The sequence below is a fragment of the Citrobacter rodentium NBRC 105723 = DSM 16636 genome, from assembly GCF_021278985.1.
Classification (GTDB): Bacteria; Pseudomonadota; Gammaproteobacteria; order Enterobacterales; family Enterobacteriaceae; genus Citrobacter_A; species Citrobacter_A rodentium.
This window is the reverse complement of record NZ_CP082833.1, coordinates 3823069-3835877: the sequence shown is the minus strand read 5'-3', so window position 1 is coordinate 3835877 and position 12809 is coordinate 3823069. Positions and strand designations below refer to the sequence as shown.

Here is a 12809-nt window from a genome sequence, read left to right as displayed (position 1 = left end):
AGGGAGACACAGGTAAATAAAAAACTAAAGGATTATTTCGATGAAAAGAAAAGTACTGGCCCTTGTTATCCCTGCACTGTTAGCCGCTGGCGCAGCGCATGCCGCTGAAGTCTATAATAAAGACGGCAACAAATTAGATCTCTATGGCAAAGTAGACGGTCTGCATTATTTTTCAGACAATACTAACGCTGACGGCGATCAGTCCTACGCACGTATCGGCTTTAAAGGTGAAACCCAAATTAACGACCAGCTGACCGGCTTTGGTCAGTGGGAATATAACGTTCAGGCCAACACCACTGAAGGCGAAGGCGCTAACTCCTGGACCCGTCTGGCTTTCGCAGGCCTGAAATTCGGCGACTACGGTTCATTCGACTATGGTCGTAACTACGGCGTTCTGTACGACGTGGAAGGCTGGACCGATATGCTGCCGGAATTCGGCGGCGACTCCTACACCCAGGCCGATAACTTTATGACCGGTCGTGCGAACGGTGTGGCAACTTACCGTAATGCTGATTTCTTCGGTCTGGTTAACGGTCTGAATTTTGCGCTGCAGTACCAGGGCAATAACGAAAGCGCTAACTGCAACGAAGACGGTTACTGCTCTCAGGAAGGCACCAATAATGGCCGCGATGTTCGTCATCAGAACGGCGACGGCTTCGGTATCTCCACGACGTATGACTTCGGCATGGGCTTCAGCGCCGGCGCTGCTTATACCTCCTCCGACCGTACCAATGAACAGGTTACTGCGGGCGATAAAGTCGCTGGCGGTGAAAACGCTGACGCCTGGACCGCAGGCCTGAAATATGACGCCAACAATATCTACCTGGCGACCATGTATTCTGAAACCCGCAATATGACCCCGTATGGCGATGATGGCGTGGCGAACAAAACGCAGAACTTTGAAGTGACTGCCCAGTACCAGTTCGACTTCGGCCTGCGTCCGGCAATCTCTTTCCTGATGTCTAAAGGTAAAGATCTGAGCGGCCAGGGTAATGACACCAGCAAAGATCTGGTTAAATACGCTGACGTTGGCGCAACCTACTACTTCAATAAAAATATGTCCACCTACGTTGATTATAAAATCAACCTGCTGGACGAGGACGACAACTTCTACGCAAGCAACAGCATCAACACTGATGATGTTGTCGCGCTGGGTCTGGTTTACCAGTTCTAAGTTGTTCAGCCCGCCGGCAACGGCGGGCTATCTTTTTCCTGCCGCTCTTCACCTTATATCGCCCGCTGCTAATAATGCGCCCTTCTGTTCAGATAAATACTAAATCAGTAATCTCAAAATGTGACCGTCATCATTATACGCAACAAGCGATAAGGCGTTACACTTTATATGGATATTAAAACAGGAGGTTTTATGAGCAGAACGATTCTTGTCCCCATTGATATTTCCGACTCAGAATTAACTCAACGCGTTATTACCCATGTCGACGCAGAAGCCAAAATAGATGACGCACAGGTTCATTTTCTGACCGTTATTCCGTCGCTGCCCTATTACGCTTCCCTCGGTCTGGCCTATTCCGCAGAACTGCCCGCCATGGAAGATCTGAAAGCCGAAGCCAAATCGCAACTGGAAACGATAATCAACAAGTTCGCTATTCCCTCTGACCGGGTGCATGTCCACGTCGCCGAAGGCTCGCCAAAAGACAAAATTCTGGAAATGGCGAAAAAATTACCGGCCGATATGGTAATTATCGCCTCGCACCGTCCGGATATTACCACCTACCTGCTCGGTTCTAACGCCGCAGCCGTTGTACGCCACGCTGAATGCTCGGTGCTGGTCGTTCGTTAAGCTTTTCAGCCCGCACCCTGCAGCGGGCTTTTCCTTTCCCTTCGGGCGCTGCGTTTTGCCTTTTAAATGTGCTGACATTTTTCTCGCTAATCCGTGCCATACGTACCATACGTACCATACGTACCATCCGTGCCATACGTACCATACGTACCATACGTACCATACGTACCATACCTGCCACAGTTTTTTCGATCAGACAGCGTTGCCGGTTTTATTAGCGCGACGCACTCCTCTCTGATGCCACATAATGAATTGAGCCACTATTAAATTTAGCAGAATCAAGAAATTAGCAAGAAAGAGCAGTACAATATTAATAAACTGGATGCAAAAATGCAACCTCTGGATTTTAAATGATTTTCTTTATATTTCATATAAGATATGACCTCGCAACTACTCCAATAAGCTACAATAAACTACATTTTTATGCCCAAATTTTGCCCCTTTTGAACCGTTTTGCCCCATTCTTCTCTGCCTCAATCTGAACTAGCCTGTGACTTGATTCATTCAAAAAGTTAACCTAATTTGTCTGCCGCTTGAATCAATAAGTAAGTCGATATGATGCAGGTGAAATAATGAGCATTCTGAATCCGTGCATGACATGTGGAGCATGTTGTGCTTTTTTTCGAGTATCATTTTATTGGGCCAAAGCCGATGATGCTGGCGGTACCATTCCCGCCAGGCTCACTTACTACCGTAAAATTTGGTTTTTCGCCTTTACATACAAGGTTGCACGATTTTCCATCATCAACTCCGTTAAAATGCAAGAGTAGTAGCCTTGTGTCGCTGCAAAGACGCGTCAGCGCTGATTGTGTTTGTCCACATCCCCGAATGTAAAGATATAAGGTGCTCCATGATAGAGTTGGATCTGATTTGCATCCTGTAAATTATCGTCGATAGCCAACCCGGGAAAATCATGTTGCTGGATAAATCCATATTCTATGTTAGACACAGCGGAATACTCTGTGAAATCAGGACTCGCCTCATATCGATCACTGATCATACCCAGCCTTTCGAAGAAAGTCCTCTCATTATCTTCATGTCGCATGGCCGCCTGTCGAAGGGCATTCAGGTTACGTCCCCTAAGATGAGCTTCACGATCTGGCTCTGCATATCCTATGAAGTCGGGGACAGTCCATCCCAGCTCTTGAGCGACACGACGTGCGAGAATCTCCGTGGGTCCTAGCTCTATATTACTATCTCCAGACGGATCGCTAGCTCCAGTCACATGATGAATAATCTCGTGAATCAGCCCTTCCTGCCACGATGGCATCTCATAAGAGTCAGTATCTGGCGCAACACTAAAACTGACATAAGGCTCTTCGTTATCGTTTTCTCCTGCCTCGCAAATGGGTAAAATTGGTTCTTGCCCGACATCGTATTCATATAATTCGGTACAGGTTAGTGATTGAATATCATCAACTTTGACGGGGGATTCTCCGTTGAGCTCGTATTCGTTTCTGTATTTAATGCAACCAATGTGTACCTCCTTATTATGAATGCCATAGCTTACGGCATCACGAAAGGTTTGTGATCGGCTCAAAGCATCAAGTATAGTGTTACCAATCATATCGACCGTATGCTGATCTATGAGCTTGCTACGGCTGTCACGAACGGCGCGAATGACATTTTCATATAGGTTGCCTAAATCTTCCGCGGAAAGTGGTATTCGCTTGCCTATATCCAATACGTAATCAGCATAGGCATTGTCCGAACGATTAGGAGCAACGGCAGCAGAGTATCCTGCTGGGGCGAAAAAGTTGAAGCTGGGCTGGAGTGAGGGAATTTTCATGTTGATACCTAATACCATGCTAATCATTTATTACAACAGAATAAACTATGTAAAAACCATTTACCATGAACTGCCTGTATACTGACTTGTGTTCATAATAATATTTGGATGTTTAAACTCAATAAAGTCATAAAAATGATTGTAATCATGTAATTGAGTAAAATCAAAATATTTCTTTATCCCTTTACCTAAACCATCATAATATGGATGAGCATCTACTCTTCTGTGCATAAAAGACAATCCCTCAAGTAGAGCAGGATAATAGGCGTTTTTTCATCAATGACCTTTAACTCATATTCCTTTCCTGCAAAAAGAAGCCGTTTGACCGGATGAATTCTGCAATATATTAGCGGAGTTATGGTAAATGGTCCTTATCGATGAAAGCATTCGTCATCCTGTTTATCCATGTTTTCTTTACAATTATTACTTAATGGGGAATCGCAAGGAAAAGCCCTGTCTGCTAACTCTTTAAGCATTATATTGGCATACTCAACCACAAAGCCTCCAGCCGTTTTGCCCTCTTTATCCAAAGATATGTTAAGGCATGAACAACTTTATGTATAAATTATACGAGATGTTCTGTTGCCCACCTTTACTTTCCTAACAAACATCAGCCTGACATGACAACAAAAACCGGAGGTGTATTCCGGCTTTTGTGAACCTGTCGGCTATTTCATCCCGCCAATATTTTCCCATGTTCCGTCAGTTCGCCAGATTTGCAGGGGCCTCACCACGCATTGTATCTGCCTTTTATCCGCATCCAGTTTCACCACCTGCGTGATTACCATATCCAGCTCCGGAATAATGCCATGCTCGTCTGACTCCAGAATGTTTGCCGGGCTTGGTCGCAGTTGTGCTGTATGTGGCTGCCCGTTTTCACGGTCATTTTACAAATTACCGACAGCCAATATTATTTCAGAGAAAAATATTTTAACTATTTTTTATAACGAAGTTACCCTTGGCATTGTCATAAACACATTTATCAGAACTTACAATCATTGATGCCTTTATTGGCTCTCGTGTCAGTGGGTGAACTCCACCGTCACGGACCAAACGAGAAAAAGAACTCGAATCAAATAAGGTACAAACCGAAGAATCTCCCGAATTTTTAACAAATACCCCTTTTTCTGGAGTTTCTAATGTAACTGGACACCGCATCTCCTCTTCCGGGCATTGAAGCTTCTCCTGGCTAACACTAAAGGTACATTCTGATATTCTTGTCTGTAATGATGAGGGTGCATTTTCTTGTTGCTGTAGTATTCCTCTTACGCCAGAATGCGCCATTAACAATTCCCTCATAATATCGGCAGACGAACCAGGAAACAGGATATCCCCAATCATAACCCCACGTCCGACACCGAAAAAAACAACATCATTTGGTTCATAAGAAATGTCAACTATCTCACCAACTATTCGGATTCCTCCAAGCTGTCTTGGTGTTGTTTGATGACGTAATTCTGCTGTCTCATTCAATAATGAGCTAGCTGGCGTATTAGATAGTCCTACAGGCTGCATTGTTTACTCTCCATATAAATATTATCGCCGCTTCTTCTTAACAAACATCAACCTGACATGACAACAAAAACCGGAGATGTGAACTGCCCCCCAAAAGTTGGACACTCAACGAAGTAAGGTGGACTGACCCCGCCCCGGTAGACGATCCTGCCCTATAGTTGGACTGACCCCGCCCCGGTAGACGATCCTGCCCTATAGTTTGAGCATAGGAGGAGCGTATGGGCACACCACGATTTACACCTGAATTTAAGGAAGAAGCCGTCCGTCAGATAACGGAACGCGGTTATTCCGTCGCCGAAGTATCTGACCGTCTGGGCGTCTCTGCACACAGCCTCTACAAGTGGCTACGGGCTATCAAACCTGATAACAGCGAGCAGCATGCCCGGGATTTACTGGAAGCGAAAAGCGAGATCCTGAAACTCCGGGCGCAGCTAAAACGCACCGAAGAAGAACGGGATATCCTGAAAAAGGCCGCGCGGTACTTTGCAAGGGAGCCCGACTGAAGTACCGCTTTATCAATGAGCACCGCACTGTATGGGGTGTGATGACGATGTGTCGGGTACTGAATGTCGCCCGGGCCGGGTTCTATGCGTGGCTGCATAACCCTGTCTCGGCGCGTGATAAAGATAACCAGCGCCTGCTGATACTTATCCGCGACTCATATTCCCTGAGCGGAGGCGTATACGGTTACCGGCGGGTTCATGGCGATCTGAACGAAATCGGGGAAACCTGCGGTAAAAACCGGGTGGGTCGGATCATGCAACTGAACCGGATTAAAGCCGTGCGCGGCTATAAAGCGCCACGTCGTATCGCTGGCAGGCCTTCAATCGTTGCTCCTAATCGCGTGCAGCGGCAGTTCACCGTTGTCCGGGCCAACCAGGTCTGGGTCACCGATATTACTTATATCCGCACCTGGCAGGGCTGGCTGTATCTGGCGGTGGTTATCGATCTCTTTGCCCGTAATGTGGTCGGCTGGTCGATGAAACCCACTCTCTCGCGCGAACTGGCGCTCGACGCGCTGATGATGGCGGTCTGGCGCCGAAAACCGGACGGCGAGGTCATCGTACATAGCGATCAAGGTAGTCAGTACGGCAGTGACGACTGGCAGCGCTTCTGCCGGGCCAATCACCTGGCACCGAGCATGAGCCGGCGTGGCAACTGCTGGGATAATGCGGTGGCCGAATCGTTCTTCAGTTCACTGAAAAAAGAACGCATCAGGAAGAGAATATACAAAACCCGGGCTCTGGCCCGGGCGGATATCTTCGATTACATTGAAGTGTTCTACAACCGGGCCCGGCGCCACAGCCACCTCGGCGGCGTCAGTCCGGAGGCCTTTGAACAGGCCTCGTCGTGAGGACAGAATTTGTCTACAGGCGTGGGGTCAGTCCACACTGTTTGTCAGTGGGAACGGCTGTATGATGAAGGGGGTTCCGAAACCCTTACTGACAGCCGACGCAGGAAAAAAATGATGCCAGAACGCCCTGAAAATCACTCAGTCCCTCTTTTGCAGGCACTCCTGACCCGGATGAACGAGAGGAGCCTGAACAACTGCGTGCTGAAGTGACATATCTAAAAAAGCTGCAGGCTTTACTCAGGGAAAGAAGCACGTCAAAACGCGGGATAAAACGCAGGTCGTGAATGAGTTAAGGCCGGAGTTCCCTCTTGTACGCCTGTTAAAAGCGGCAGGGCTGGCGAGAAGCACATTCTACTGGCAACTGGCCAGCGGTAAAAAACCAGACCAATATGCCGGTGATAAGAGGCAGATTTTAACGCTGTTCCATAAACACAAAGGACGGTATGAATACAGGCGGATCACGCTGGCGAGCCGCCGGGAAGGAAGCTTACTGAACCATAAAACGGTTCAGAGATTAATGAAGGAGTCAGATTTAACCTGCTGTATCAGAAGGAAGAAATATAACTCTTACAGAGGCCGGTACGGGAAAGCTGCGGGTAATGTACTGAATCGGCAGTTCAGAGCGGATAAGCCCAACCAGAAGTGGGTAACAGATGTCACGGAATTTAAAATCAACGGAGAAAAACGGTATCTGTCTCCGGCTCTCGATCTGTATAACGGAGAAATTGTTGAGCGTTCCGGAGTTCGCATTCACACTGCCACTGATATCCGCATTTTTAGCGGTCAGCTTTCCGTCTAATGTCAGGGAAAATGCCGGAGGATTGCCACCGCTGATAATGGTGGGAGCAATAAGGGACTTAATCAGCGCCTCATTGATAAACGTCTGTCCGCCCTGTGTGACCAGAACCGGTGTGGTGTTACCGTTCGCCGGATTAATGAATGCCACACGATCTGCAGCAAGAAGCACCTGACTCTGCATGCCGTCCGGGGTATTCTCAGTACCGGCACCGATTACCGCGAGGTGTTGAGATCCGGGGTAACAAAATCTGCATCTGGTTTATGTTCAGAGGGAAAAGATGCAGGGAATCACTTTATGGATGGGAAATCACCCCCGCAAATATCAAAAAGGCAGGAAACCTGAGAGCACTTATTACTCACGAAATAAGTACAGGAGAATTTGAATACCACCGTCGATTCCCGAATTCACGCAACGGTGCAAAACTGGTGACAACTAAAAACATTAAGACTTTTAAAAAACTTTGTAAAATATGGTCTGAAATAAAAGAGACTGAGCTAACTGACAATACAATGCGTAAAACCCGGTCACAAATCCGAATTTTGAAAATCATTATTTCAGCAAGCACTCCGATTAATAGTATAAGATATAGCGACATAATGAGTTACAGGAATGAATTATTACATGGGGAAACAATGTATCATAATAATCCCAGAAGTAATAAAAAGGGACGCACTGTACGCACAGTAGATAATTATATCTCCCTGCTCTGTTCTTTGCTCAGATTCGCGTATCACTCCGGCTTTATCAAAGGTAAGCCGTTTGAAGGGGTAAAAAACTGCAGCGAGACAAAACAAAGCCGGATCCTCTTTCGAGGCATGAGTTTGACGCACTTATGCTAAGTGAAACAGGACAAAGTCAGAATTTATGGAAATTTACTATTTACTCCGGGCTGAGACATGGAGAACTGGCCGCACTGGCGTGGGAGGATGTGGATCTGGAGAAAGGAATTGTGTGTGTCAGAAGAAACCTGAATATTCTTGGTACGTTTGGTCCGCCCAAAACGAATGCAGGGGTAAGGACCGTCACCCTGTTGAAGCCTGCGCTCGAGGCGCTTAGAGCGCAACGGAAACTCACAGCACTGCAACCCAGGACGGCAATAACCTTCCACCACAGAGAATACGGGAAAACCGAGGTGCAGAAACTGCACTTTGTTTTCATGCCGAGAATGCGCAAAGGGGAACAAAAGCCCTACTACTCTTTGAGTAGCATTGGTGCAAGATGGAACGCAGCCGTAAAACGTGCTGGTATTCGTCGGCGTAATCCGTACCATACGCGGCATACTTTGCCTGCTGGATGTTATCAGCCGGAGCTAACCCGTCATTTATAGCCAGTCAGATGGGGCATGATAACGCGCAAATGGTTTATGAATTTATGGAAGATGGATCGAGGAACTTAATGGCGAGCAGATTGCAATGCTTAATGCCCGGCTGTCACTTTAACTTTTGCCCCAATTTTGCCCCTTTTGGTATCAGAGATACAAAACAATGATTGAAAATCAACAAGTTACAAAGAAAGAGCAGTACAATATCAACAAATTACAGAAACGTCTGCGTCGTAACGTGGGCGAAGCCATTGCCGATTTTAATATGATCGAAGACGGCGATCGCATTATGGTCTGTCTCTCCGGCGGTAAAGACAGCTATACCATGCTGGAGATTTTGCGCAATTTGCAGCAAAGCGCGCCGATTCGCTTTTCGCTGGTGGCGGTCAATCTCGATCAAAAGCAACCCGGCTTCCCGGAACACATCCTGCCGGAATACCTTGAGCAGCTTGGCGTCGAATATAAGATTGTCGAAGAAAATACCTACGGGATTGTGAAAGAGAAAATCCCGGAAGGGAAAACCACCTGCTCGCTGTGTTCGCGCCTGCGTCGCGGCATTCTGTATCGCACTGCAACCGAGCTGGGCGCAACCAAAATTGCGCTGGGCCATCATCGCGACGACATCCTGCAAACCCTGTTCCTCAATATGTTCTACGGCGGGAAAATGAAGGGGATGCCGCCGAAGCTGATGAGCGACGACGGTAAACACATCGTCATTCGCCCCCTGGCCTACTGCCGCGAAAAAGATATTGAGCGATTTGCCGAAGCCAAAGCGTTCCCGATTATTCCCTGCAACCTGTGCGGATCGCAGCCGAATCTGCAACGCCAGGTGATTGCCGATATGCTGCGCGACTGGGATAAACGCTATCCGGGTCGTATTGAAACCATGTTCAGCGCCATGCAGAACGTGGTGCCGTCGCACCTGAGCGATATCAATCTGTTTGATTTTAAAGGCATCAGGCATGGCGCTGAAGTTGTCGACGGCGGCGATCTGGCGTTCGATCGCCAGGAGATCCCGTTGCAACCGGCTGGCTGGCAGCCGGAAGATGATGAAAATCAGCTTGATGAGCTTCGCCTGAACGTCGTTGAGGTAAAGTAAGCGCCATCTGGCGCTTCTGTCCTGCCGGACGGCGCCCCCCTTATTTCAGCAGACGCACCCGGCAGGCTTTGCCTTTAATCTTACCGTTTTGCAGCTGTTTCCAGGCGTGATGCGCCACCGACTGGCGCACCGCAACATACACATGCGCCGGATGCACGGTAATTTTACCGATGTCGGCGCCATCCAGCCCCATATCGCCGGTCAGAGCGCCTAGCACGTCTCCCGGCCGCATTTTGGCTTTTTTCCCGCCGTCGATGCAAAGCGTCATCATTTCCGCCTCCAGAGGCTTGATCGCCATATTTGTCGGTGCGTCACACCAGTTCAGCGTCAGTTGCAGCATTTCGGCCAGAATATTCGCCCGCTGCGCTTCCGCTGGCGCGCAGAAGCTGATTGCCAGACCGCGATTACCGGCGCGCGCCGTACGTCCGATCCGGTGAACGTGTACTTCCGGATCCCACGCCAGCTCGAAATTCACCACCAGCTCCAGCGCTTTGATATCAAGGCCGCGCGCGGCGACGTCGGTCGCCACCAGCACGCGCGCACTGCCGTTAGCAAAACGCACCAGCGTCATATCACGCTCGCGTTGTTCCAGATCGCCGTGCAGCGCCAGCGCGCTTTGTCCTGACGCATTCAGTGCGTCACATACCGCCTGGCAATCTTTTTTGGTGTTACAGAACACCACGCAGGATGCAGGCTGATGCAGGCTGAGCAACGTTTGCAGCCGTGGGATCTTGCCCTGCGTGGATGTTTCAAAGAATTGTTGTTCAATTGCCGGCAGCGCATCCACGGCGTCAATTTCTATGGTAACGGGGTCGCGCTGAACGCGGGCGCTTATCGCCGCAATCGCCTCCGGCCAGGTCGCAGAAAACAGCAGCGTCTGGCGTGAGGCTGGCGCAAAGCGTATCACCTCATCAATAGCATCGCTGAATCCCATATCCAGCATCCGGTCCGCTTCGTCCATTACCAGCGTCGTAAGCCCTTCCAGGGAGACGGTGCCTTTTTGCAGGTGATCGAGTAAGCGTCCCGGCGTCGCTACAATAATATGCGGCGCATGTTGCAGGGAGTCACGTTGAGCGCCGAAAGGCTGCCCGCCGCACAACGTCAGGATCTTTGTGTTCGGCATTGAACGCGCCAGACGACGCAGCTCACCGGCCACCTGATCGGCCAGTTCGCGCGTCGGGCAAAGCACCAGCGACTGGGTTTTAAACAATGCGGCATCAATGTGCTGTAACAGCCCAAGCCCAAAAGCGGCGGTCTTACCGCTGCCGGTTTTTGCCTGGACCCTGACATCCTGCCCCGCCAGAATCGCCGGGAGCGCAGCGGCCTGCACGGGCGTCATTGATAAATATCCCAGCTCACGAAGATTAGCGAGCTGGGCGGCGGGCAGAACGTTCAGGATAGAAAAAGCGGTCACAATTTAATCTCGCGGTAAACGACTCACAGTCAGCAAGCGCGTATCCTCGCAGATCTGCGCCGCTGATGCGACAATTTAATCGGTTCTTCATTCGGCGGCGGGTCCGGCATTGGCTGCGGACTAGGCACCGGATCGGGAACCGGTACCGGATCAACAGGAACGGGATCGGAAAAACGGATGTCCGGCTGAAGTGGGGAAACAGAATGGGTCATTTTTGCCTCCGCTATATCAATGGCTACCCTTTCAGGGTAGTCGCTGATACGACCTGACAGGCAAAAAAAAGCCGACTTATTTAAGTCGGCGTCGTACGAATCAATTGTGCTATGCAGTAATTCAAAAAAGGAAGTAAGACAATATGGAGCGCAACGCCCATCGCTTGACGTTGCATTCACCTGCGAGAGTGATATTGCCGCGAACAGGCGTGACGTTTATTGACTTCGCTCAATTTAAAAGCCCTTTTTAACAGAGGAAAGGTCTTAAAAGGTCCATTTTTACAACCATTTACTACGATGCAACCATAAAGTAACACCACCAATCAGAACCACTAACAGAATACAGAATAGCGAAAAGCCAAAACGCCATTCTCCGCCCGGTATGCCGCCAAGATTGACGCCAAACAGCCCGGTGAGGAAGGTGCTGGGCAGAAACACCATCGCCATCAAAGACATGGTATAGGTACGCCGGGCAAGCGATTCCTGCATGACCTGCGCAATTTCATCAGCCATTACGCCGGTACGCGCGATGCAGGCGTCGATTTCGTCCAGCCCTCTCCCCAGCCGGTCGGCAATATCCTGCATTCTGCGCCGCTGGTCGTCGCTCATCCAGGAGAGACGCTCGCTGGACAATCGCGCGTAGACATCCCGCTGAGGCGCCATATAACGTCGCATCACAATCAACTGCTTACGCAGCAGCGCCAGAAATCCGCGCGGCGGAATTTGCTGATCGAGCAGATTATCTTCGAGATCGATGATTTTATCATGGAGCTGTTCGATAAATTCACTGGCGTGATCGGTCAGCGCATCGCAGACATCTACCAGCCAGCCGCCGCAGTCGGCGGGGCCGGTTCCCTCCTGCAGATCGCTGACCACATCGTCAAGCGCCAGCACTTTACGCTGACGGGTGGAAACAATCAGCCGTTCATCCATATACAAGCGCATCGCCACCAGCTGATCGGGACGCTCATCGGTACTGCCATTGATGCAGCGCAGGGTGATCAACGTCCCTTCCCCCATCCGACTGACGCGCGGACGAAGGCTTTCGCCCGCCAGCGCGTCCCGCACGTTATTCGGCAGCAGCGGCGTCGTCGCCAGCCATTGCGCGCTGTCCGGGTGGGTATAATTCAAATGCAGCCAGCACGGATGCGCTTTGTCGATTACATCGTCATCTTCGAGCGGCCTGACGCCGCCTTTGCCATCCAGCAACCAGGCGAACACCGCATCCGGCACACTGACTTCCGACCCTTTTATGGCTTCCATTTCGTCTCCCGTACCTCGCGCTTTTGTGGTTAGTCTAGCCGCCGATCCGGCTTAAGCAACTGCTTATTGTCCCATTACGCTGATAATGCTCATAAAAAGCCGGCGAATAATCACGTTACGAGCGGGCGGCCAGCTGAATCCCTGCTAGAGTTAAATTTTGCGCGTTTCAGGCTTATTGCCGCAACCACCAGCCATCCTGCTTTGCTCTTTTACGCGCATGAACGCAAGTTATCGAATAAAAA

At 49.7% G+C, this 12809-nt stretch carries 10 protein-coding genes and 5 pseudogenes; 7 read left to right on the top strand and 8 right to left on the bottom strand.

Annotated features, from left to right (window positions below):
- The first annotated feature begins 40 nt into the window (after positions 1-40).
- From ompC to K7R23_RS18210, 3 genes and pseudogenes are all read left to right on the top strand, one after another.
- Positions 41-1174 carry a porin OmpC gene (ompC, locus tag K7R23_RS18220; RefSeq protein ID WP_012905899.1) on the top strand — a complete coding sequence of 378 codons (1134 nt, stop codon included), beginning with the start codon at positions 41-43 and terminating at the stop codon, positions 1172-1174.
- Between the two features lie 192 nt (positions 1175-1366).
- Positions 1367-1801, top strand: coding sequence for a universal stress protein UspF (uspF, locus tag K7R23_RS18215; protein ID WP_012905900.1), 435 nt, complete (start codon positions 1367-1369; stop codon positions 1799-1801).
- A 572-nt stretch (positions 1802-2373) separates the two neighbouring features.
- Positions 2374-2487: pseudogene (locus K7R23_RS18210) on the top strand (YkgJ family cysteine cluster protein); the annotation flags it as partial.
- 110 nt (positions 2488-2597) lie between these two features.
- Here K7R23_RS18210 and nleC read toward each other — a convergent pair.
- From nleC to K7R23_RS18190, 4 genes and pseudogenes are all read right to left on the bottom strand, one after another.
- Entirely contained in the window at positions 2598-3617 is a 1020-nt protein-coding gene (gene nleC, locus K7R23_RS18205) for a type III secretion system effector zinc metalloprotease NleC (protein WP_148222082.1), read from the bottom strand.
- 33 nt (positions 3618-3650) lie between these two features.
- Positions 3651-3851 (bottom strand): annotated as a pseudogene (locus K7R23_RS18200) (non-LEE encoded effector protein NleB); the annotation flags it as partial.
- A gap of 407 nt (positions 3852-4258) precedes the next feature.
- On the bottom strand, positions 4259-4441 hold the full coding sequence (locus K7R23_RS18195; RefSeq protein ID WP_024132678.1) for a phage tail fiber C-terminal domain-containing protein: 183 nt from the start codon (positions 4439-4441) through the stop codon (positions 4259-4261).
- A 79-nt stretch (positions 4442-4520) separates the two neighbouring features.
- Complete coding sequence (locus K7R23_RS18190) at positions 4521-5105, bottom strand: T3SS effector NleG family protein (protein ID WP_012905902.1); 585 nt, start codon at positions 5103-5105, stop codon at positions 4521-4523.
- 218 nt (positions 5106-5323) lie between these two features.
- Between K7R23_RS18190 and K7R23_RS18185 the strand changes: the two genes are divergently transcribed.
- Positions 5324-6459 (top strand): IS3 family transposase gene (locus tag K7R23_RS18185; RefSeq protein WP_217968131.1). Its coding sequence is split into 2 segments (ribosomal slippage): positions 5324-5570 and positions 5570-6459, totalling 1137 coding nucleotides; the frame shifts between segments, so codons are not numbered across the junction.
- A 36-nt stretch (positions 6460-6495) separates the two neighbouring features.
- A pseudogene (locus tag K7R23_RS18180) lies at positions 6496-7189 on the top strand (IS3 family transposase); the annotation flags it as partial.
- Here K7R23_RS18180 and K7R23_RS18175 read toward each other — a convergent pair.
- A pseudogene (locus tag K7R23_RS18175) lies at positions 7169-7477 on the bottom strand (phage tail tip fiber protein); the annotation flags it as partial. The pseudogenes K7R23_RS18180 and K7R23_RS18175 overlap by 21 nt on opposite strands.
- Positions 7478-7518: 41 nt before the next feature.
- Here K7R23_RS18175 and K7R23_RS18170 point away from each other — a divergent pair.
- Positions 7519-8697, top strand: a pseudogene (locus K7R23_RS18170) (tyrosine-type recombinase/integrase).
- 45 nt (positions 8698-8742) lie between these two features.
- Positions 8743-9678 (top strand): tRNA 2-thiocytidine(32) synthetase TtcA, encoded by a 936-nt coding sequence (gene ttcA / locus K7R23_RS18165; RefSeq protein ID WP_012905904.1) that lies wholly within the window; start codon positions 8743-8745, stop codon positions 9676-9678.
- A gap of 40 nt (positions 9679-9718) precedes the next feature.
- On the opposite strand, the gene dbpA is transcribed toward ttcA, so the two are convergent.
- The 3 genes from dbpA to zntB form a co-directional block, all read right to left on the bottom strand.
- Entirely contained in the window at positions 9719-11092 is a 1374-nt protein-coding gene (dbpA, locus tag K7R23_RS18160; RefSeq protein WP_012905905.1) for an ATP-dependent RNA helicase DbpA, read from the bottom strand.
- 29 nt (positions 11093-11121) lie between these two features.
- Positions 11122-11304, bottom strand: a complete 183-nt coding sequence (ynaL, locus tag K7R23_RS25805) for a proline-rich small protein YnaL (RefSeq protein ID WP_024132681.1) — start codon at positions 11302-11304, stop codon at positions 11122-11124.
- Between the two features lie 279 nt (positions 11305-11583).
- A complete protein-coding gene (zntB, locus tag K7R23_RS18155; RefSeq protein ID WP_012905906.1) occupies positions 11584-12567 on the bottom strand; it encodes a zinc transporter ZntB in 984 nt (327 codons plus the stop codon).
- Between the last annotated feature and the right edge of the window lie 242 nt (positions 12568-12809).